Origin of the sequence: Janthinobacterium sp. GW456P (assembly GCF_002127655.1) — a bacterium.
Classification (GTDB): domain Bacteria; phylum Pseudomonadota; class Gammaproteobacteria; order Burkholderiales; family Burkholderiaceae_D; genus Janthinobacterium.
In genome coordinates this window covers 70187-93852 of record NZ_NEHB01000026.1, presented here as the reverse complement: position 1 = coordinate 93852, position 23666 = coordinate 70187, and the positions used below count along the sequence as shown (strand labels likewise).

Annotated in this window: 12 protein-coding genes and 1 pseudogene; 4 read left to right on the top strand and 9 right to left on the bottom strand. The window is 61.3% G+C overall.

What is annotated here, in order from left to right; translation table 11 throughout:
* The 8 genes and pseudogenes from CBW66_RS21420 to CBW66_RS21385 form a co-directional block, all read right to left on the bottom strand.
* Positions 1-330: pseudogene (locus CBW66_RS21420) on the bottom strand (23S rRNA pseudouridylate synthase B); the annotation flags it as partial.
* Entirely contained in the window at positions 323-1117 is a 795-nt protein-coding gene (scpB, locus tag CBW66_RS21415) for an SMC-Scp complex subunit ScpB (RefSeq protein WP_070219235.1), read from the bottom strand. The pseudogene CBW66_RS21420 and the gene scpB, both read right to left, overlap by 8 nt.
* Positions 1118-1530: 413 nt before the next feature.
* The gene (locus tag CBW66_RS21410; protein WP_070219236.1) at positions 1531-2550 is read right to left on the bottom strand and encodes a glucokinase; all 1020 of its coding nucleotides are present in this window, start codon (positions 2548-2550) and stop codon (positions 1531-1533) included.
* A 394-nt stretch (positions 2551-2944) separates the two neighbouring features.
* Entirely contained in the window at positions 2945-3907 is a 963-nt protein-coding gene (locus CBW66_RS21405) for a VTT domain-containing protein (protein WP_086137558.1), read from the bottom strand.
* A 27-nt stretch (positions 3908-3934) separates the two neighbouring features.
* Positions 3935-5626, bottom strand: coding sequence for an ABC transporter ATP-binding protein (locus CBW66_RS21400; RefSeq protein WP_086137557.1), 1692 nt, complete (start codon positions 5624-5626; stop codon positions 3935-3937).
* Positions 5627-5635: 9 nt separating this feature from the next.
* Complete coding sequence (locus tag CBW66_RS21395) at positions 5636-6751, bottom strand: ABC transporter permease (protein ID WP_086137556.1); 1116 nt, start codon at positions 6749-6751, stop codon at positions 5636-5638.
* A 9-nt stretch (positions 6752-6760) separates the two neighbouring features.
* Positions 6761-7699, bottom strand: coding sequence for an ABC transporter permease (locus tag CBW66_RS21390; protein WP_076569117.1), 939 nt, complete (start codon positions 7697-7699; stop codon positions 6761-6763).
* A 28-nt stretch (positions 7700-7727) separates the two neighbouring features.
* The gene (locus CBW66_RS21385) at positions 7728-9578 is read right to left on the bottom strand and encodes an ABC transporter substrate-binding protein (RefSeq protein WP_170932928.1); all 1851 of its coding nucleotides are present in this window, start codon (positions 9576-9578) and stop codon (positions 7728-7730) included.
* Between the two features lie 623 nt (positions 9579-10201).
* Between CBW66_RS21385 and CBW66_RS21380 the strand changes: the two genes are divergently transcribed.
* The 3 genes from CBW66_RS21380 to CBW66_RS21370 all read left to right on the top strand — a co-directional run bounded on the left by CBW66_RS21380 (position 10202) and on the right by CBW66_RS21370 (position 18994).
* Positions 10202-12982, top strand: coding sequence for a TonB-dependent receptor (locus CBW66_RS21380; RefSeq protein WP_086137554.1), 2781 nt, complete (start codon positions 10202-10204; stop codon positions 12980-12982).
* Positions 12983-13310: 328 nt separating this feature from the next.
* A complete protein-coding gene (locus CBW66_RS21375; protein ID WP_086142934.1) occupies positions 13311-15986 on the top strand; it encodes a TonB-dependent receptor in 2676 nt (891 codons plus the stop codon).
* A 356-nt stretch (positions 15987-16342) separates the two neighbouring features.
* Positions 16343-18994: a TonB-dependent receptor gene (locus tag CBW66_RS21370; RefSeq protein ID WP_170932927.1), complete on the top strand. Its 2652-nt coding sequence runs from the start codon at positions 16343-16345 to the stop codon at positions 18992-18994.
* 75 nt (positions 18995-19069) lie between these two features.
* Here CBW66_RS21370 and aroG read toward each other — a convergent pair whose 3' ends face one another.
* Entirely contained in the window at positions 19070-20134 is a 1065-nt protein-coding gene (aroG, locus tag CBW66_RS21365; RefSeq protein ID WP_086137646.1) for a 3-deoxy-7-phosphoheptulonate synthase AroG, read from the bottom strand.
* A gap of 497 nt (positions 20135-20631) precedes the next feature.
* Here aroG and CBW66_RS21360 point away from each other — a divergent pair, with 497 nt between their 5' ends.
* The gene (locus CBW66_RS21360) at positions 20632-23472 is read left to right on the top strand and encodes a TonB-dependent receptor (protein WP_086137552.1); all 2841 of its coding nucleotides are present in this window, start codon (positions 20632-20634) and stop codon (positions 23470-23472) included.
* Positions 23473-23666 lie beyond the last annotated feature (194 nt).

The window sequence follows — 23666 nt, the reverse complement described above, 5'->3', positions numbered from 1 at the left end:
GGCGCGGGCGCGCGGCGGACGCGGCGCAGGCGCAGGTGCAGCGACGGCTTCGGCAGCCGCTTCCGCGGCGTCGGCCACGGCCTTCAGGGCCGGCTTGGCGCGGGTTTTCTTGGCGGCGGGCGCAGCTTCAGTTTCAGCAGCGGCGGCAACGGGCGCGTCGGCGGCCACGTCGGCTTTCGTGCGGCGCTTCGGCTTGGCGGCGACAGCGTCGCCAGCCGTGCCTGCGGCAGCCGCGTCAGCTTCGATCTGGGCCTTGGTGCGGCGCTTGGGCTTGGCAACGATGGCTTCGTCGCTGGCGGTTACTGTCTCGGGTGTGTTCGGATTATTCATTCTTCGTTTCTTGGCTGTGCTGACCTGGCGCAGCGTCAACCGTTAGTTCTGGCGCAGGGTCGTGAGTGTAGGCTTCGTCCATGGGCGAAGCATCGGGGCCGGCATCAAGGCTTGCTGTCACATCTACATCTGTCACAGCCGTATTGCTACCTGCACCAAGCTGGGGGACAAGCTCATTGCTTGCCTTGTCAAAATTTTCCTGCAGGGCCGCTTCCAGGGCTTCCAGCCCGTTGCCCTGCATCTCGCTGATTTGCTGCAAAGGCGGCAGCTGGGACAGCGATTGCAAACCCAGATCATCCAAAAACTGCTTGGTGGTGGCCAGCAAGGCCGGCCGTCCCACCACGTCGCGGTAGCCGATGGCGTCGACCCAGCCACGGTCTTCCAGCATCTTGATCGTCTGCGAATTGACGGCAACGCCGCGAATTTCCTCGATATCGCCGCGCGTCACCGGCTGGCGGTAGGCGATGATGGCCAGGGTTTCCAGGGTCGCCCGCGAATACTTGGGCGGCCGCTCGGGCGTCAACCGGTCGAGATACATCTTCATTTCCGGGCGGCTTTGAAAGCGCCAGCCCGAAGCCAGACTGACGATCTCGATGCCGCGCCCTTCCCACTCGTCGCGCAACTCTTCCAGCAATTGCTTGATCGTATCGGCGCCAACGCCGACACCGCGCACGCGACCGTTCTCGTCCGCATCGACGAACAGCTTCTTCAAGCTGTGGATCGTCAGCGATTCACGAGCGCACAGCAACGCGGTTTCGAGGACTTTTTTAGCCTCAATTGTATTCATAGCAATTCTGTGCGGATGTGTGTTGCAATTCGTATGCAGAGAAAGAAATCAAAAACGTTCATTTCAACGTAACAGATGGCAGACATCGATGATGACGCCGTGCTGGGTTACTAGTTGAGGCTGTTTTTCCGACGCCTTGGCCGATGCGCGCAAAGCGGGATTAAAGCGGATGCAGTGAAAGTCCTGCCATCCATGGTGCTGACCTTAATTAACCTACACTAAGTAACCAGCAATGAAACGATTCCGGAGCAGCTGCTTTTCCCTTGGCGGCGAACCAGCCAGACAGGAGAGCGGCAGTCGTCGTTTCATCCAACGATGCCAATTGTACCTGATAAAAAGCGGAAAAGCGCAAAACCGGGCAAAACACGCGTTTTACCCGGCCCTGGCGCGACACATCGCCCGCATCTCGCGCATCACAGGGAGGCGAGTTTCTCCGAAAGAATGGCCGATGCGCCCAGGAAAGCTGGATACTGCGCCGTGATGACGAAGGTCGGCACTTGCGACACGTAGTTGGCGAAGCGGCCCTTGCGCTCGAAGCGGGCGCGGAAACCGGAGCGGTCGAAACGCGCCCCCAGGCGTGGCACGATGCCGCCGCCGATATAAATGCCGCCCAGCGCGCCCAGGGTGACGGCGACGTTGCCCGCCACCGTGCCCAGCATGCAGCAGAACGCTTCGATGACGTCGTCGCACAACTGGGATTCGCCGGCCAGCGCGCGGCGCGTGATTTCCGCCGCCGGCAAGGCTTCGGCCGGCACGCCCGCGCGGTCGGCCAGGGCGCGGTAGATCAGTTCCAGGCCATCGCCGGAAATCAGGCGCTCGGCCGAGACGTGCTCGTATTCGCGCCAGGCAAATTGCAGGATGCTCACTTCCGTTTCATTGAACGGCGCAAAGCTGACGTGGCCGCCTTCGCTTTGCAGGGCGATCCAGCCGCCGTGCGAGGGAATCAGGCCCGACACGCCCAGGCCCGTGCCGGCGCCGATCAGGCCGATGGCCGTGTTCGGACGGGCCGTGCCCGCGCCCACCTGGTGCTTTTGCTCGCTCGACAACTGCGGCAAGGAACGCGCCAGGGCCGTGAAATCGTTGACCACGTCCAGGGTCGTGAAGCCGCACTCTTCGCGCATGGCGCGGATCGAGAACGACCAATGGTGGTTCGTCATGCTGAGGAAGTCGCCGTCGACGGGGTTGGCAATGGCGATCACGGCATGGCGCACGGCTTGCCCGCCTGCGGCAGCGATGTGCGGCAAGGCCAGGTAGGCTTGCAGGGCGGCGGACAGGCTCGGGTAATCGGCACAGGGCAGCACTTCGACCAAGGTGATGTGGCCGGCGGCCACCTCCAGGGCGAAACGGGCATTGGTGCCGCCCACGTCGGCCAGCAGGCGCGGTCCATCGGCAAAGGCGGAAGTCGGCAGTACGGGAGAAGACGAAGCGCTCATGATTTTAAATGATGAAGTGGGACGCATGGGACGCCAAGCTTAAAGGATGAATGCGCCCGGAGGCAAGCAAAGTTTGTAGTTTAAGTACATCAAAACAAGCCTTTATTGGTAGTTCCACTCCAAATGCAACAGGCAAGGCTAAAGTTGCTCGAAAACAATGACTCATAGTAAGTACCCACACTCGCCACGCCCACGAAAAGCATGCTGCACAGCAGCAGGAATCGCGTAAAAACAAGAGTATGCCGCAGTTTGCGCAAAGCCGCTTTATAGGGGGCGGCGCTGGCGCGGCGCTGCCGTCCTGGCGGCCCCACGCCGGTGTTTTCGTATTATTACTACCGGTTTTTACGGCCCGCCTGCAATGCGGCATGCATGCGATGCGGCAGGCATGCGCCGATCAGGAGGGCAAGCCTTCACCCAGCAGGCTGGCGGGCGCCGGCAGGTCGGAACGGTAGGCGGCATTCCAGGCGTCCAGGCCGCCATGCAGGGGCCTGGCGCGGTGGAAGCCGTGCTGGTGCAGCAGCTTGGCCACTTGCGCGGCCGTCACGTCGTTGGGACAGCTGCAGTAGACGATGATGTGGCGGTCCTTGTCCATGGCGATCATGGCGGGCACGGGCTCCTTGCCATTGAAGAACAAGGCGCCCGGCACGGCCGGTTCCAGCGCCTGCGCCGTGGCGCTGCGCGCGTCGACCATCAGCGGCTCCTCGCCCTGCTCTATCAGTTCGAGCAATTCATCGATGCCGATGCGCTCGATCTGCAAGGCCTGGCGGAAACGCCTGCGTTCGAGGAATTTGTACAGCAGGAACAAGCCCAGCAAGGCGGCCAGCATCAGCAAGGCCGTGCTGCCCATGGTGCTCAGCAAATCGAGCACCTGCTGCACGCTGGCATGGAAAATCACGCCGACGGCGATGCCGGTGCCGCTCCACAGCAAGGCGCCCAAGCCCGCATACAGGAAGAACAGACGCGGCGGCGTGCCCAGCGCACCCGACATCGGTGCGGCCACGGTATTGAATCCCGGCACGAATTTGGAGACGATCAGGGCTTTCGGACCCCAGCGCTTGAATTTGTCTTCCGTCTGGCTGACGCAGTAATCGGGCGACAGCGAGATGCGGCACAGCAGCCGCAGGATGCGCTTGCCGAAATGGCGGCCCGCGCGGAACCACGTGAAGTCGCTGATCAGGCAGGCGCCCAGCGCGGCGGCCAGCACCAGCGCCCCATTCATGTCGCCATCGACGGCCAGCGCCCCCGCCACCACAAGGATGGGAAAGGCGGGAATCGGCAGGCCGAGCTGCTCCACCAGCACGATGCCAAAGACAATCAGGACACCGTAATGTTCGAGCAGATAAATGAGGTTGGGCATGGCCGCTATCTTACCGTAAAAGCGTGTTTAGATTTGCACGCCCTTCGGTATGGCACTCAATAAGGTGCGCGTGTACGGATGCACGGGATTGCGGTACAGCTCATCCGAATCAGCCAGCTCCACCACCTGCCCCTTGTGCATCACCATCACCTGGTCGGCGATGTATTTCACCACCGACAGATCGTGCGAAATGAAGATGTAGGACAGGCCGAATTCATCCTGCAAGTCCTGCAGCAAATTCAATACCTGCGCCTGCACCGACACGTCCAGCGCCGACACGGATTCGTCGCACACCAGAATTTCCGGCTGCATGGTCAGGCAACGGGCAATGGCGATGCGCTGCCGCTGGCCGCCCGAGAACTCGTGCGGATAGCGGTGGAAAGCCTGCTCCGGCAAGCCCACCTTGTCCAGCAGCCAGTAGGCCTTGGCGATGCGTTCCTTGTCGTCGGCGCCAATGTTGTGGATGCGCATAGGTTCAAGCAGGATCTGCCCTACCGTAAAGCGGGGATTGAGCGAGGCATACGGATTCTGGAAGATGATCTGGATGCGGCGTTTATAGGGCAGATACTCTTTGTTCGGCATGGCAATCAGATCCTTGCCATGGAACATGGCCGTGCCGCCCGTGGCCTGGTGCAGGCGCAGCAAGGTCAACCCCACCGTCGTCTTGCCGGAACCGGATTCGCCCACCACGCCCAGCGTTTTTCCGCGCGGCAAGGTAAACGACACATCCTTGACGGCCTGGAATTCGCGCTTGCCGAACAAACCCTCGCGCGTATAAAAACTTTTACTGAGGTTATTCACCACCAGCACCGGCTCATCACCAGGCGTGTAGCCGCGCGTGCGCTGTTTCACCTCGACGCCGGGTCCGGCCTTGCCCTCCATATAGTCGGCGATGACGGGCAAGCGCCACGGGCGCTCGTCCAGCGAGGGGCGGCAATGCAGGAGCGCCTTCGTGTAACTGTCTTGCGGCGCCTCGAATACCTGGCGTACCTCGCCCGTCTCGCGCACTTCACCGTGGCGCATGACGATCACCTGGTCGGCGATCTCGCCCACCAGGCCCAGGTCGTGGGTAATGAAGAGCACGGACATCTGGTGTTTCTTTTGCAGCGCCGCGATCAGGTCCATGATCTGCTTCTGGATCGTCACGTCCAGCGCCGTCGTCGGTTCGTCCGCGATCAGCAGCTTCGGTTCGCAGGCGATGGCCATGGCGATCATCACGCGCTGCTGCTGGCCGCCCGACATCTGGCTCGGGTAGGCGTCGATCTTGGTGGCGGGGTCGGGTATGCCGACCTCCTCGAGCAATGCCAGGGTACGCGCGCGCGCCTGCTTGCGGTTCATGCCCATGTGCTGGCGCAGCACTTCGGCGATCTGGAAGCCGACGGTAAACACGGGGTTCAAGGACGACATCGGCTCCTGGAAGATCATCGAGATATCCTTGCCGCACATGGTGCGCCGCTCGGCGATAGACAATTGCAGCAGATCGCGCCCGCCGAAGTGGATGCTCGATTGCTTGTCGATGATGGTGTTATCCGGCGGCAACAAGCCCATGACGGCCAGCGAGCTGACGGACTTGCCGCTGCCCGACTCGCCCACCAGGGCGACGGTGCCGTTGCGCGGCACGTTGAACGAGATGCCCTTGACGGCTTCGAACGTGGTCTTCTTGTCCAGGCGGAAGGTGACGCGCAGATCGCGCACTTCCAACAGGTTATTCTGGTCCATGAGCAACTCCTATTTCACTTTGGGGTCGAGCGCATCGCGCAAGGCATCGGTAAACAGCGAGAACGCCGTCACCAGCACGGCCATCGCCGTGGCGGCGGCCGTCAGCTGCCACCATTTGCCCAGGATCAGTTCATTTTGCGCCTCGTTGAGCATGCTGCCCCACGACACGGTACCCACCGGCACGCCAAAGCCGAGGAAACTCAGAATCACTTCCGCCTTGATGAAGCCCACCACGAGGATGGACATCTGCACCAGCGCCACGTGACTGACGTTGGGGAAGATGTGCGAGAACATCTTGCGCCAGTGCGAGGCGCCGATGGCGTCGGCCGCCATCACGTATTCGCGCGCCTTGTGCTTGATGTATTCGGCGCGGATCAATCGGTACGGCCCCGTCCAGCCCGTCAAACCGAGGATCAGCACGATGGTCAGCACGCCCTTTTGCTGCAGCACGGCCGCCACCGTCAGTATCATCAGGATGGACGGGATCGACGTGAAGATGCTGTAGAACCAGTTGAAGAAGTCATCGACGATGCCGCCGAAGTAGCCGGACACGGCGCCGAACAAGGTGCCCAGCACGACGGCCAGCAAGGCTGCCACCAGGCCCACCACGATCGACGTCTCTCCGCCCTTGACGGTTTTCTGCAGGATATCGTGGCCCCACTTGTCGGCGCCGAACGGCAACGTCGCCGCCTTGTGCGCGATCAGCTTCTTGGTCTTGCCCATGCCGGCGCGCAAGGCCGTCAAGTCGTCGGCCAGCGGGTCGGTGACGCCGTACATGTCGACGCCGGCGGAAGGATCGCTTTTCAACTCGGCGCGCAGTTCCGCGATATCGTCGGCCAGCGGGTCGAGCACGTTGACTTGTGTGGGCGCGCTGCGCTCATCGGCCAGGGGAATGGCGCCGTCGCCGGTTGCGGCCGCGTCCCTGTCGGCGCCAACGAAGGTCGGCGGCGCATAGCTGACAGCCACTTCGTCTTCCCAGTTCGCCGCGAGCAGGCCGCTGGCGGACGCCAGCACCAGCAGGAAAAAGGCGCCGACCACGGCCAGCGATACCATTGCAATCTTGTCGCCGCGCAAACGGCGCCACGCCAGGGCCCACAGGCCGGGCGATGTATGAGGTTTCGACATCGTCTCTTTCTACTTCAGTTGTACGCGAGGATCGACCGCCTGGTACAGCAGGTCGGTGAGCAGGTTGAAGAGCATGGTGGCGGCGGCGACATACACGGTGATCGCCTTGATCACCGGAAAGTCGCTGCGCTCGACGGCCAGAATCACTTCACGCCCGATGCCGGGAATGCCGAAGAAGCGCTCGAGCAGGAAAGCGCCGATCAGCAGGGCCGGCAAGTTCGACATCACGTAAGTAATGATGGGAATGGCGGCGTTGCGCAGCACGTGAACCCACATGATGCGGCCTTCCTTGAGGCCCTTGGCGCGCGCCGTGCGCACGTAATCCTGGTTCGCCTCGTCCAGCACGAAGGTGCGGAACAGGCGCAGGGTCGGCGCAATCGACACGGCCAGGCCGATCAGAATCGGCAAGGTCGAATAGCGCAGCAGGTTTTCCCAGAAGCTGTCGCCCCAGCCCTGCACGGGGAACAGGCCCAGTTTATAAGCAAAGCCGTACTGAAAGACGATGATATAGACGAGGATGGAAATCGACATGCCCACGGTGCAGGCGATCATCACCATGCGGTCCGTCAGCGAACCGCGCACGAACGCAATGGCCAGCGCCAGCGCCACGCCGAAAAACGTTTCCAGCACGGTCAGCGGAATGAGCACCATCATCGACGGCCCCAGGCGCGAGGTGATGATGTGCGAGACGGTCTCACCTGTCGCCCAGCTCTGGCCGAAATCAAACGTGACGATCTGCTTGATGAAGATCCACAGCTGCACGTAATACGGCTGGTCGACGCCGAGCTGGCGGCGGATGTTGGCGATGCTTTCCGCACTCGACATCTTGCCGGCCAGGATGTAGGCGGGGTCGCCGCCCACCCAGTTGAACAGGATAAACACCAGCAGGACCACGCCCAGCATGGTGGGCAGCATCTGCCACAAGCGGCGCAGGATATAAGCGAACATAATGATTCCTTGTTGTTATAAGCGTCGCTTATTTATTGGCCGAGGCGGCAGGGGCAGGCGCCACTGGCGCGCCCGTGCTGTCGATATCCATGTACGCCCATTCCTGGAACAGGATCGGGTGCTTCTTGTAGCCCAGCACCGACTTTTGCGCCAGCATGTTGCGGTAGCGCGCATAGCCGATCAGGGCGCCCGCATTGACTTCCAGGCGGCGCGCCATCTTGTGGAACAGCGCATCGCGCTCGGGGCTGGCCGGCATGGCCTGGCTGGCCGCGTACCACTTGTCGTATTCGGGATCCTGGTAGCAGCCATTGTTGTTCTGGTGCGTGTTCGGGCCGTAGAACAGCTGCATGAAGTTGTCGCCGTCCGGATAGTCGGCCAGCCACGGCGCCGTGCGCGTCTGCATCTTGCACTGTTTTTCCGTCTTCAAGATATCGGAAAAGATCATGCGGTCGTTTTCCATGCGGATGCCCAGCGAGTTATACGTCTTGCGCCACATTTCCGCCTGCAGCACGCCATTGGCTTCGTTGCGCGAAGCGTAGCGGATCAAGAGCGGCTTGCCGTCCGGCAAGGTACGCCAGCCGTCGGCGCCCTTCTTGTAGCCGAATTTGTCGAGCAGCTTGTTGGCCAGCACGGGATCGTATTGCAGCAGGGATTTATAGTGGGGATCGTAGCCGACGACGCCGGGCGGGATCGGATAGTCGAGGCGCTTGGCCTGGCCATTCCAGATGATGCGGATCTCTTCGTCGATATTGTGCGCCATGGCGATGGCGCGGCGCAGGGCGATCTTTTCCTTGCTGAAGCCGCCCAAAGTCGGGTCTTCCATGTTCCAGTAGTAATAGCTGATTTCCGGGTCCAGCAGGCGCGACAGTTGCACGCCCTTCTCCGCCAGCTCGGGACGCAGCTTGCCGTTGAGCAGGGCCTTCGGCGCCAGCGGGCCGTCGAGCCAGAACACGTCCGTGCCGCCGCTCTGGAAGGACAGCCAGCGCGACTGGTCTTCGATCATCACGGAAATTTCAATGCGGTCAATGGCGGGTATGCGCTTGCCCTGCATCTGGCGCACGATGCGCTGGTCGTCCGCATCGTCGCCGGCCATGAAATTCCACGTCTCGGGCAAGTGTTGCGGGTTGCGGTTCAACACGATGCGGTTGCCGCGCGTCCATTCACCCAAGGTGTAATAGCCGGTGCCGACGGGATTCGAGCCCACTTCGCCCTTCACGTCGCCGTATTTGTCCACCACTTCGCGCGCCACGGCGGCCGTCGGCACGTAGGCAAGGATCATGGGGAAATTGAAATCGGTCTTGGTCAGCGTGATGCGCAAGGTGTACGGGTCGAGGATTTCCAGTCCTGCCACCTTCTTGCTGTAATCGAGCTTGTTCGACTTGGCCGCATCCTTGGCCAGGTCGTCGAGGCCCACCACCTTGCCTTCGAACAGCCAGCTGTGCGGCGATGCCAGGCGCGGGTCGAACAGGCGCTTCCACGAATACACGTAGTCGGCCATCGTCAGTTCGCGGCGCTTGCCGCCGAACGCGGCGTCGGGCGTGTACAGGATGCCTTTTTTCAGGCGGATGGTATAGGTCTTGCCGTCGGCCGACACTTCCGGCATGGCGGCCGCCGCGCCGGGCACCACTTTCACCGGACGCGCCAGGTAGTCATACGTGTACAGGGTGTCGAAGACGGCCTGCGTGATGTGGTTCGAATACAGGTCGCGCGCGGTAGCCGGGTCAAAACCCGTCTCGGCGGCCGGCAAAATATAGCGCAAGGTTTTCACCGGCGCGGCCGCGGAGGCAGGGGCGGCATCCGCAGCAACGGCAGTGGCCGCCAGCGGCAGGGTGGCCAGGCAGGCGAGCAGCGCCACGCGCCGCATCCATGGTGACTTCATGTAATACCCTTCATCTCGATTATCTGTCGCACCGTATTGGTGCGCTTGTACTGGCTTCCCCCTGTGATACAGGATTCCACCGCCAAAACCAGTCCATTCTCGCAAGATCTATGCCTTGCTCGTCGCCAGCCGCGTCCGCATGCAGACGCGCCGGAAAAAGGCGTAACGATAACGCATATTCCGCTCTCCGGGCGAAAAGCTGCAGCACTGGCGTGACGCGCAGCCACGCTTGCCGGCCTCGCCCAGAGAATTTTGCGCAGCGCAGCAAAGATGGGCGGCATCCATGAAAAATCGGCCTGGCAGTAACCCTTACGTCCGCCAATGACAGCCGTTTTTATCGCAGTACGGAAAATACGTATCGCGGTGCAACATCAAAATAATTGCAAATATTGAAACATATCAACATTATAAAAAACACTGTTGTTTCCATGCTGAAAGTACATGTATGTGCGTTGACAAGGTTTCTCGGCAAATGGTCTTATCAATCACGGCAAAACTTGCAGCATGCCGTTTGACCCATAGCGATTGCCGACGCAGCAATCTTTATTACCCTGGCAAAGCCGTGCCGCACAAGGGCCGGCCGAGCATACTTCGGAGTTCTGAGAATGATGATGGAAACAGTGATGTCCCGCTCCGTGCGCCTGATTTTTTCGGGTAGCGTGGCAGCGCTCAGCCTAGGCATGCTGGCTGCGCCGGCAATGGCGCAAGACGCCAATGTGCAACGTGTGGAAGTGACAGGATCGAGCATCAAGCGGGCCACGGCCGAGACCGCATCGCCGGTACAGCTCATCACGCGCGACGACTTGATGAAATCGGGCAAGGCCACCGTCGCCGAATACCTGCAAACCCTGACCGCCGATGGCGCCGGTTCCCTGCCGACCGGTTTCGGCAACGGCTTTGCCGCCGGCTCCACGGCCATTTCGTTGCGCGGCCTGGGCGCCACCTCGACCCTGGTCCTGCTCAATGGCCGCCGCATGGCGCCGTTCGCGCGCGCCGATGACGGCCAGAAGAGCTTTACCGACCTGTCGACCGTGCCGATGCAGATCGTCGAGCGCATCGAAATCCTGAAAGATGGCGCATCGTCGACCTACGGCGCGGACGCCATCGCCGGCGTCGTCAACATCATCCTGCGCAAGGACTTCGAAGGCCTGACCCTGAAAGGCGACACGGGCATCTCCGGCGACAGCGACGCCAAGCAGCACCGCGCCTCGCTGACCTTCGGCAAGGGTAACCTGGAGACGGACAAATTCAACTTCGTCCTCAATGCCGAATACAGCAAATCGGACATGCTGATGAACAATGACCGTGCCGGCCGCAAATGGATAGGCAAGGCCGACCTGCGTCCGTACGGCTACGCGATCAACACCCAGTTCGCCGGCGGCTACATCAATGGCAACAACGACGCCAATCCCTCGCCGACGGGCCTGATCCGCGACCCCGTCACCAACAACTATGTGTCCCTGCCCGGCTGCGCCACCTTGTCCGTGTCTTCGCCGCAAGATCCGAAGGGCGGCTGTTTGTGGCACCATGACCAGTTCCGTTCGATGCAGCCGAAGATCGAATCGATCAACCTGTACACGCGCGGCACCTGGCAAGTCAATGCCGATACCCAGGTGTATGCGGAAGCGGGCTACTCGAAGCGCGATACGGCATTTACCCTGATCCCGCCATCGATCACACCCACCATCGCCTTCCCGCCGAATGCCACCAGCCCGACTGGCGTCGTCAACTACGGCTCCGGCGCTGGCACCACCATTATGCTGGCCGCCAACCATCCGCAAAATCCGTATGGCGTGCCCGTGCGCGTGCGCTACCAGGCCTTCGACGTGGGCGCCAGCACGCGCCAGGCCAACAACGAATTCAACCGCATCGTTCTCGGCGTCAAGGGCAATGCCATGGGCTGGGACTACGATGCCGGCTATACGCATTCGGAATCGAAGCTGCACCTCGATTACAGCAATATGCTGAACATGGCCGTCGTCAAGGATGCGCTGGGCAATCCGAACAGCCAATATTTCCCGTACTACATCGGCGCGCAGGCGAACAAGAATCCCGCCTCGCTGTACGCGGCGATGGTGACGAACGCCACTTCCGATTCCACCACCAAGCTCGACATCATCGACTTCAAGGCATCGCGCGAGCTGATGCAGTTGCCGGGCGGCGCCATGGGTCTGGCCGTGGGCGCGGAACACCGTCGCGACAAGCTCGACAATCCTTCGCTATCGGGCACGCAGGACGGTTCCATCAACTCCAGCTATGTGGCGGCCAAGGGCGACAGCAAGGTCTCGGCCGTCTTCCTCGAAGTGCTGGCGCCGGTGATCAAGACGGTGGAATTGTCGGGCGCCTTACGTTACGACAAATATGACCGTTTCTCGTCGACCACGCCGAAGCTGGGCGCCAAGTGGACGCCACTGAAGACCTTCGCCGTGCGCGGTACGTATTCGGAAGGCTTCCGTGCGCCAGGCCCGGCGGAAAGCAATGCCAATTCGCAATCGACGGGCACCTCGACCGTGAGCGATCCAGTGCGCTGCCCGGGCGGCACCCGTTTGCCGGGCGCCAATGCCAGCGATTGCGAACTGCAAGTGGCGGCCGTCAAGATTGGCGACCCCAGCCTGAAGCCCGAAAAATCCAAGGGCTACACCCTGGGCCTCGTGTGGGATCCGTTCAACGATACCAGCCTGTCGCTCGATGCCTGGAAGATCAAGCGTGAAAACGAGATCAACCCGCTGCCGTACAACGAAGCGGCCGCCCTGCCGACGGCCGTCCGCGCCGACAACAACCTGACCATCAATGGCGTGGTGGTGCCGAACACGGGCACCTTGCTGATCACCAAGGCACCGTACCGCAACTCCAGCTACACGGAGATCAAAGGTATCGACCTGGACGTCAAGCAGCGCGTGCGCCTGGGCGATTATGGCCGCGCCACGTTCGGCCTGACCTGGACCCACATCGCCTCGTGGGTGCGGGCCGAGTCGGCCACCGTGCGCTACCAGTTCGCCGGCACGCACGGCAATTGCGATACCTCCAACTGCGCTGGCACACCGAAGGACAAGATCAATCTGACCGGCTCGTGGGACCTGGGCAACTGGAACGTCAGCGGCGTGCTGAACTACCGTTCGGACATGAAGAACATCCTGTTCGAAGGCAAGCCATGCGCGTCCAAGCTGGCCGACGGCACGCCGGCGCCGAACGGTTGCAAGCTGGCCTCGTTCACCACGCTCGACCTGTCGAGCCGCTGGAACGTCAACAAACAGCTGCAACTGTTTGCCTCGATCAACAACGTGACCGACAAGATCGCCCCGCTCGACCCGCTGACCTATGGCGGCATGAGCTATAACCCGATGGATGCCAGCGGCGCCATCGGCCGCTACTTCAAACTGGGTGCCAGCTACAAGTTTTTCTAAGTCCCGGCACAGGTGCAAGTCACTATCGCCATGCCAGTCACTCCAACGCCCGTTGCACTGCAGCGGGCGTTTTTTATTTTGCGCGCGGGGTGATGGCAGCCTCGTCAGAAATGCGGCACAAAATGCACCTTCTTTGTTCTAAATCAGTGCCTATGATGCACTGCGTTGTTTAGGCACACAAAGCTGTATGCCATGTTGACAGAGACTTTTGCAGCTCATTACAGTGGATCGGTTGAAAAGATATAAATACTTTTCAATGTTCTCGGTGCGCCAACCAGCGCGGCCGTTCTTGCCCTTCTAGCCAACCGCTTTTCCAGGAGTCTTGAACATGATTAGAGAAATATGCCTGTCCCGATCCATCCGTTTGATCTGCGCCGGCGGCCTTGCCGCCGGCATCCTCAGCCAGCCGGCACTGGCGCAGGAAACCGGCGATACCGCCGCCATGCAGCGCGTTGAAGTCACTGGCTCTTCCATCAAACGGCTGGTATCGRAAACCGCCACTCCCCTCTCCATTTTCAAGGCCGAAGACTTCGCCAAACAAGGCCTGACGACAGCCCAGGAAGTGCTCAGCAAGATACCCTCGAATGCGTCCAGTATGGGCAGCGGCAATGCCGTCGGCGGCAATACCAGCGGCTTGCCCACGGGCGGCCAGGCCAGCGCCGACTTGCGCGGCCTGGGCGGCGACAAGACACTGGTGCTGCTCAACGGTCGGCGCATCGCCAACCATCCGTATGACGGCGCCAGCGTCGACCTGAACATCATTCCCATCGCCGCCCTGGAACGCGTCGAAGTGCTGCGCGACGGCGCCTCGGCCATCTACGGCACGGACGCCATCGGCGGCGTCATCAACTTCATCACCAAGCGCTCCGTCAACGTCACGAACATCACGGCCGAAGTCATCGCCCCAGAACACAAAGGCGGCGGCGAGCACCGCATCAACCTGTCGACGGGTTTCGGCAAGCTCGATACGGACGGCTACAATATTTTTGGCGTGGTCGATTACCACAAGCAAAATGTGCTGACCTCGCAAGACCGCGCCTTCTCGGCAACGGGCATCATTCCTTCGCGCGGCCTGTCCATTACCAGCGGCACCACTTTCCCCGGCAATTATTTTGACGCCGCAGCCAATGGCGGCGATGGGCTGGCCGGCAACCCCTACGCGGCCAGCGGCTGCCTGCCGCCGCTGTCGGTACCGGCCGTGCCTGCCAACGGCACCTGCCGCCAAGACTACACGCGACAGATCGACGACTTGCCGGCACAGCAGCAAGTCGCCTTCTTCGGCAAGGGCGCCTTCAAGCTGGGCGGCGGCCACCTGGCGACCGTGGAATACCTGCACTCGGAAAACAAAGTGAAAGCGCGCACGGCGCCGCCACCGCAAACAGGCCTGATCCTGCCCAACACCAGCAAATACTATCCAGGCAATGCCGGCGGCGTGCCGGCCCAGCCGGGCTTGTCGGGCCAGCCGCTGAGCGTCAACTGGCGCCCCGTCGAAGCGGGCCAGCGGCAGATCGATTCGGACGGCAAGGCGGACCGCCTGGTGCTGGCCATCGAAGGCGAGGTGGCCGGCTGGGACTATAAAACCGGCCTGAGCCATGCCATCAGCAAGTCATCGGAAAAATTCACGAACGGCTATGTGCAGGATGCGGGCTTTGCCGCCGGCGTGCTGAACGGCATCCTCAATCCCTTCGGCGTGCAGGATTCGGCCGGCAAGGCTTACCTGGACAGCACGGCCCTGCGCGGCGAGGTACAGAACGCCAAGGTCACCACCACGGGCTTCGACATCAAGGGCAGCCGCGAATTGATGCAGCTGGCCGGCGGTCCGCTGGCCATCGCACTGGGCGGCGAGGTGCGGCGCGAAAAGGCCGACTTCAACGTCAACCGCGACATCGCCGGTCAGGCTGCCAGTTCCGGCCTGTCCGGTTCGCTGTCCAAGAGCGGCGCGCGGACGATTCAGGCCGTGTTCGGCGAAGTCAACTTGCCGCTGATCAAGGACCTGGAAGTGCAGCTGGCAGCCCGCTTCGACCACTACAGCGACGTGGGCAGCACCACCAATCCCAAGCTGGCCCTGCGCTACCAGGCCAGCAGCGCGCTGGTGCTGCGCGGCTCGGCCAGCACGGGTTTCCGCGCTCCCACGTTGTTTGAAAAGAATGCGCCGCCGTCGAAGAACGATACCAACGATAGCTATGACGACCCGATTTTGTGCCCCGGTGGCGTGCCGCAACCGGGCGCCAACCCCTTGCGCGATTGCGACTTGCAGCAGTTCAAGCTACAGGGCGGCAATGAAAAGCTGAAACCGGAAAAATCCACCACCTTTGCCGTCGGCCTCGTGCTCGAACCCGTCAAGGAAGTCACGCTCGCCATCGATTACTGGAACATCCATTTGAAGGACAAAATTTCATCGTTGCCCGAGCAATCGATCTTCGGCAACTACGAGAAATACAAGGCTTTGTTCCTGCGCAATCCCGACGGTTCGCCCTACGCCATTCTCGACCTGAACGATAACATCGGCGAAGTGAAAACCGACGGCATCGATGTCAGCCTGAATGCGCGCCTGGGACGCGGCGCCTACGGCGACTTCAGCGTATCGGTCGACGGCACCTGGACCCACAAATACGACTACCAGAACGAGCGCAATGGCCCCTTCATTGCCAACGTGGGCCGCTACGCGGACAACAATCCCGTGTTCCGCTGGAAACATACGGCCGCGCTGAACTGGCGCATGGGCAACTGGGGCGCCACCGTGTCGCAATCGTTCAAGTCCGGCTACACGGACCAGAACAATGTTGCAGACCAGTACAAACACGATGTGCCCTCGTACAGCCTGCTCAATGTGTCGGGCAGCTACATGTGGAAAGGCTTGCTGCTGACGGCCGGCGTGAAAAACCTGTTCGACAAGGAACCGCCATTCTCAAACCAGGGCACCTTGTTCCAGAAAGGTTACGACCCGCGCTACACGGATCCGGTCGGGCGCGCCTGGTACTTGCGCGGCAGTTATACGTTTTAAGGGGAATTGTCAGGTCAACAGATAAAACAGGCAGCGCCGGCAATAGCGTGCCGGCAACAGAAAAGCGGCGCCATCAGCGATGATGTGCGCCGTTTTATTTTACGCATCTGAGCAAGGCTGACAAGGGTTCACGATACTTTATTGCTGAAGGATTACAAAAAAAACAGGGAAATGTTGCATTTCGTCCAAAAAGTCCGCGCGAAATTGACAATCTGAATGCTGAATGTTTTGATGAGGGCCCGGAAAATTTACAGAATTTTCATTGGTGGATTTTCAAAAAGGCAAATAAATTGTTGGCAAGCAACAAGTTATTTCAAAATAATTGCCGCCTTTATCACAATAACAAGGAATTTCAGATGATGATAGAAAATGTAATATCGCGGTCGCTGCGCCTGATGTTTGCAGGCGGCATGGCCCTGAGCATGCACGCCGCGTATGCGCAAGAAACAACAGATGGCACCATGCAACGCGTGGAAGTCACGGGTTCGAGCATCAAGCGCCTGGCATCGGAGACAGCGCTGCCGATCACCTCGATCAAGGCTGACGATTTCGCCAAGCAAGGCTTGACGACAGCGCAAGAAGTCCTGTCCACCATTTCCATGAACCAGAGCTCGCAAAGCAGCTCGCAATCCGTTGGCTCCGGCACGGGCGGCCAGTCCGTCGCCGACCTGCGCGGCATCGGCGGCGACAAGACCCTGGTCCTGCTGAACGGCCGCCGTATCGCCAGCCACCCGTTCAACGGTTCGTCCGTCGACCTGAACATCATCCCTATTTCCGCCCTGGAGCGTGTCGAGGTGCTGCGTGACGGCGCTTCCGCCATCTACGGCACGGACGCTATCGGCGGCGTGATCAACTTCATCACCAAGCGTTCCGTCAAGGGCGGCTCCGTCACGGTCGAACATTACGAGCCACAGAAAGCGGGCGGTGGCGACGAGTCGCGCCTGAACCTGTCCGGCGGCTATGGCGACCTGAACAAAGATGGCTTCAACGTCTTCGGCGTTGTCGACGTACATCGCCAGTCGGCGCTGAGCACGGCTGACCGATCCTTCTCGAAGAGCGGCTACATCCCGAGCAAGGGCGTTGATAACCTGAGCGGCACCACCTTCCCAGCCAACTTCTACGATACGGGCAATGGCCTGATCGGCAACCCGGCTTTCGCCGGCGGTTGCGTGGGTGAAAACCTGTACAAGAATACCTCGGGCAAGAGCACGTGTGCCATGGATGTCACGCCATTCATCCAGGCCATTCCGAAAACCCAGCAGGAATCCTTCCTGGGCAAGGCCAGCTTCAAGCTGAACCAGGATCACCTGGCCACCATCGAATACCTGCACTCGCGCAGCACCAACGAAGCGCGCATCTCGCCGCCGCCGATGTCGAACATCGGCATCCTCATGTCGTCGAGCTCACCGTACTACCCGGGCGGCAGCGGCGGTGTGCCGGCCGTGGCGGGCCTGTCGGGCGAACCGCTGGACATCAGCTGGCGCCCGGTGGCGTCGGGCCAGCGCAGCGGCTTCGACACCAGCACCTCGGACCGCCTGGTACTGGCTTCCGAAGGCGTGCTGGGCGCATGGGACTACAACGTCGGTCTGAGCTACTCCGTCAGCAAGGCCACCAGCGCCTTCACGGGCGGCTACCTGAATGACCAGCGCATCATCGACGGCATCGGCAATGGCATCCTGAACCCGTTCGGCGAGCAAAGCGCCGCTGGTGCGGCCTACCTGAAGGATTCCGTCCTGAAAGGCGAATACCTGAGCGCGAAGATGACCAGCACCGCAGTCGACGCGAAGGTCAGCCGCGAGCTGTTCAATCTGCCAGCTGGCGCCGTCGGTTTTGCCGTCGGCACGGAATTCCGCAACGACAAAGCGGAATACAATGTGAACCGCGACCTGGCCGGCCAGGCATCGAGTTCCGGCTACGCCGAAGCGCAGAACCAGTCGGGCAGCCGCAACATCGCCGCCATCTTCTCGGAACTGAGCATTCCTGTCGTGAAAGACCTGGAACTGTCGCTGGCAGCCCGCTATGACCACTACAACGACGTCGGCGGCAGCTTCAACCCGAAAGTCGGCGTGCGCTGGCAGCCAACGAGCCAGGTGCTGCTGCGCGGCTCCTACAACACAGGTTTCCGCGCGCCAACGCTGTATGACCTGCATGGCCCGCAAACCAAAACATTCACGGCCAACAAGTACGACGATCCACGCCTGTGCCCAGGCGGCGTACCAATTCCTGGCGCCAACAGCAACGTGGCCTGCGGCGCGCAGCAGTACATCCGTTCGGGCGGCAATCCGGACGTCGGCCCGGAAAAATCGAAGACCTTCAGCGCCGGTATCGTCATCGAGCCTGTCAAGTCGGTAACCGTGTCGCTCGATTACTTCAAGATCAAGCTGCGCGACAAGATCGGCACCGTGGCCGAACAGACCCTGTTCGACAACTACGCCAAGTATCAAAACAACTTCATCTATACCGCTGACGGCAAGCTCGATTACGTGCTCGCTACCCTGGGCAACCTGGGCGAAATGCACACCTCGGGCATCGACCTGGGCTTGAACTGGAAGCTGCCACGCAGCCAGTATGGCAACTTCACGTTCAACTTCGACGGCACCTGGGTGCAGAAGTATGAGTACCAGAACGAACGCGGCGGCGAATTCCTGCAAAACGTGGGCGTGTATGGCGACAAGGCACCAGTATTCCGCTGGAGACACAATGCCTCCCTGCAATGGAATCTGGACAAGTGGAATGCCACGCTGTCGAACAAATACATGAGCGGCTACCGCGACCAGAACTATGTCGATCCGCAATTCGAGCAAAGCGTCAAGGCTTATTCGGTATGGTCGCTGTCGGGAGCATACTCGGGCTTCAAGAACACCGAAGTCACCGTGGGCGTGAAAAACCTGCTGAACGAAGATCCACCGTTCAGTAACCAGATCGGTACTTTCCAGTCCGGCTACGATCCACGTTACGCCGATCCGCTGGGCCGTACCTTCTACGTGCGCGCGACCTACAAGTTCTAAGCTTCCCGTAAGCTGAAAACTGAAAAAGCCCGGAAAGCTTAGCTTTCCGGGCTTTTTTTCATGCTGCGCGCCATGTTATTCCGTGTCGCCCTTCAGGCGGCGCTGCTTCACGGCCGCCGCCAGGTTTTCCAGCACGGCCACGCTGGCGCTCCAGTCGATGCAGCCGTCCGTGACGGACTGGCCATAGATCAATTCCTTGCCGGGAATTAAATCCTGGCGCCCCGCCACCAGGTGCGATTCCACCATCACGCCAACGATACGGCCATCGCCACCCGCCACCTGGCTGGCGATGTCGGCACACACGGGGATCTGGTTTTCCGGTTTTTTCGAGCTGTTCGCATGCGAGGCGTCGATCATCAGGCGCGCCGCCAGGCCTTGCGCGGCGATGGCCTTGCACGCCTCGTCCACGCTGCTAGCGTCATAGTTCGGGGTTTTTCCGCCGCGCAAGATGATGTGGCAATCCTCGTTGCCGTTGGTCGAGACGATGGCCGAGTGGCCGCCCTTCGTGACGGAAAGAAAATGGTGCGGCTGCGAGGCGGCCTTGATGGCTTCCACGGCGATCTTCACATTGCCATCCGTGCCATTCTTGAAGCCGACGGGACAGGATAATCCCGACGCCAGCTCGCGGTGCACCTGCGACTCCGTCGTACGCGCGCCGATGGCGCCCCAGCTGATCAGGTCAGCGATGTATTGAGGACTGATCACATCGAGGAACTCGGTACCGGCCGGCAAGCCCAGCTCATTGATATCGCGTAACAATTCGCGCGCCATGCGCAAGCCGTCGTTGATGCGGAAGCTGTTGTCCATGTACGGATCGTTGATCAGGCCCTTCCAGCCCACCGTCGTGCGCGGCTTCTCGAAATAGACGCGCATGACGATTTCCAGTTCGCCGGCGAAACGCGCGCGCTCCTTGACCAGCAGGCGCGCATATTCCATCGCCGCTTTAGTATCGTGGATGGAGCAAGGGCCGATCACCACCATCAGGCGGTCGTCCTGGCCGTGCAGGATACGGTGCAGGGCAATGCGGGCGCTGGCGGCGGTCTGTCCGGCTTGCTCCGAGCAGGCGAATTCGCGGATCAGGTGGGACGGCGGGGTCAATTCCTTCATTTCGCGAATTCGCAAATCATCGGTGCGGGGCATCATTTTCTCCAAAATTTAAGGATGGGTAAAACATCTGGGTAAAAAAAAACCGCCATCAGTGGCGGTTTTTTAGAATTTGCTGGGATCTCGTTTTTTGCTGCTACGTGAACCGACCGCTACTCCACCGCCTTTGGGTTGGAATTGCTAAAGTAAAAATAAGCGGTAAAAAAGTGACGAGCGAACATGCGAGTTATCCCTAAGTGATGAACGACTATAAACCTAAATCGCAAGGCTTGGCAAGCATATTTGTCGGCAAAGCCGCATGCCGCCGCCGTTTTACACTGCAAAATACGTTAAAAAGCAAAAAAAGTTGCGCGCCGCAAATGTGCACCGGCTGGCCGACAACGCTGGGGCCGCCGTGGTGCGCACGCCACGCCAGCCCGTTTGGACCTTGGGAAGCGACGCACTACTGATGTAGATCGAATCCCCGCCAGGCCGCACGGCCAAGACTGCAAGGTGTACCTCACCTTTTTCTGTCTGACCTTCCGGAGACTCGCATGATCTACAAACAATCTGCCCATCCATTTTCACCACCACGCATGGGCCTGGCTCTGGCAAGCGCCCTGCTCGCCCTGCCCGTCCTGGCACAGGAAGCGGCTCCCATTGCCCGCGTGGAAATCACCGGCTCGAACATCCGCCGCGCGCAGGCGGAAACGGCGTCCGCCGTGCAAACCCTGAACGCGGCCGACATTGAAAAATCGGGCAAGTCCAGCGTGGCCGAACTGCTGCAGACCCTGGCCGTCGACAACCAGGGCTCCGTGCCCACCACCTTCGGCAACGGCTTTGCCGCCGGTGCTTCCGGCGTGTCGCTGCGGGGCCTGGGCACGGCATCGACCCTGGTGCTGCTGAACGGGCGCCGCGTGGCGCCGTATGGCCTGGCCGATGATGGCCAGAAAGTGTTCGCCGACCTGAACATCATTCCCCTGGAAGCGGTGGAACGGGTGGAAATCCTCAAGGATGGCGCCTCGGCCATCTACGGTTCGGACGCCATCGCCGGCGTGGTCAACGTGATCCTGCGGCGCGACTACCAGGGCACGGCCATCAAGGGCAATTACGGCAAAACGAAGGAGTGGGACGGGCGCGATGCACGCGCCGCCATCACGCACGGCTTCGGCGACATCGACAGCGACCGCTACAACGTGCTGCTGAACCTCGAGTACAGCGAAAAGGCCGCCATCTGGAACCGCGACCGGGCCGGACGGGGCGCCGTCGGCCGCAGCGACTTGCGCGACCTGGGCTTTAGCGCGCAGGAAACCCTCAGCGGCGCGGGTGCCATCACCACCAACAACGCGGCCGGCAGCGCCGTCAACGGCAACGTGCGCAATCCCGACACGCTCGACTACTACAACCGCGGCAATCCTGCAGGCGCCGGTTTTACGCGCACCTTCCCCGGCGCCGCCTGCGGCAACTTCACCACGCATCCGCAGGGCGACCCGGGCGGCGGCTGCCTGACCGATGCCGCGCAACAATACGGCCAGATCCAGCCCAAGCAAAAGAACATCAATTTCTTCGGTCGCGCCGCCTGGCAACTGACGCCGGCCTTGCAAACGTATGCCGAATTGAACGTGTATCACAGCAAATCGAACTCGGCCACCACGCCTTCGACGGTCAGCGGTTCGGTCGGCTATCCGGGCGGGCCCGTCAGCAATGCCGGCGTGTCGCTCGGCACCGCCCACCCGGACAACCCGTATTTCGGCACGGCGGCAAGGCTGCGCTACCTGGCGGCCGACGCGGGGCCGCGCCTGTCGGAAGTGGACTCCACCTTTACGCGCTTTGTCGCCGGCATCAAGGGCACGGTGGCAGGCTGGGATATCGACAGCGCCTTGCTTTACTCGCAGAACAAGGTGTCGAACGACTTGAACGGCTATCTGCAGCGCGACGTGGCCTTCGCCCTGCTCAACCCGACTGCCGCCAATGTGGCGGCGGCCAGCCTGAACCCCGCGTATGCGGCCCTGCCAGCCGGCAGCCTGTGGCGCATCGCGGAAAACGCGGGCCTCAATTCGCCCGCGCTGTACGCAGCCCTGTCGCCGCGCATCTCGAACGATGCCAAGACACATATCGCGCAGATCGACTTCAAGGCCAGCCGCGAGGTGGCCAAGCTCGACGGCGGCGGCCTCGGTGTGGCCGTGGGCGCGGAATTTCGCCACGAAGCGACCGAACTCAAGCCCACCACGGGCACGGAACGGGGCAATATCATTGGCCTCGGCTATTCCGCCTACAAGGGCAGCCGCAACGCCTCGGCCATCTATGCCGAAGTACTGGCGCCCGTGCTGAAAACCGTGGAGCTGTCAGGCGCCCTGCGCGCCGACCATTTCACGGACGTGGGCAATTCCTACACGCCGAAAGTGGGCGTGAAATGGACACCCATACGCGAACTGGCGCTGCGCGGCACCTTTGCCAAGGGCTTCCGCGCGCCCAGTGCAGCGGAAAACGGCGTCGGCGGCCTGGCCGCGTTTGCCACTGCCAGCGATCCGCTGCGCTGCTCGCTGGGCGTGGAGGCCGCTTGCGATCCGGCTTCCATCGCCGTCATCACCTCGCCCAATCCGAACCTGTCGCCAGAGCGTTCGCGCAGCTATTCCGTGGGCGCCGTGTGGGACCCGCTGCCGCGCAGCAGTATTTCCGTGGACCTGTGGCAAATCCGCCGCAAGAATGAAATCAACCAGGAGCAGACGGATGCGGCCATCGCGGAAGGCCATGTGGCGCGCGACCCGTCCACGGCCACCGGCATTCCCGGCGATCCGGGCGCCATCACGGCGGTGCTGGCCAACTATGTGAATTCGGCGCAAACAACGGTGCGCGGCATCGATATCGACGCCCGCCAGCGCTTCAACCTGGACAGCGGCTACGGCAGCCTGACATTCGATTTGAAGTGGACGCACCTGTACAAATGGCTGCGCACGGAACAGGATGGCACGCAGCGCGATTTTGCCGGCACGCATGGCAATTGCGATGTGTCCAACTGCATGGGCACGCCGGACGACCGCATCAACCTGGGCGCCACCTGGGAACGCCAGAACTGGCGCGTCACGGCCAACGTCAACTACCGCGCGCCCCTCGACAACGTGCTGTTCAAGAATGATCCGGACGGCTGCGCCACGCATTTCGCCGACGGCACGGACGCGCCGCGCGGCTGCCGCATCGCCTCGTTTACCACGGTAGACCTGACGGCCCGCTGGCTGGCCACGCCCAAGCTGGAAGTGTTTGCGACGATACAAAACCTGTTCGACAAGATCGCTCCGCTCGATCCGCTGACGTATGGCGCGACTGGCTACAACCCGCTCGACTACGCGGGCGCGGCGGGACGGTTCATCAGTGCGGGGGTGAAATACAAGTTCTGAAAAATCGAAAAAACGGGAGCGTAGGTCGTATTAGCGGGGCGAAGCCACGCGTAATCCGACACCATTGTTGACACTGCCATTGAGGAGTGTCGGCTTACGCGCTTTGCGCTAAGCCGACCTACGCGAGCGCCATCTCGGAAAAGCAGGTCAGATTAGCCCACAGGGCGTAATCCGACAACCTTGTTGGCTGCGCC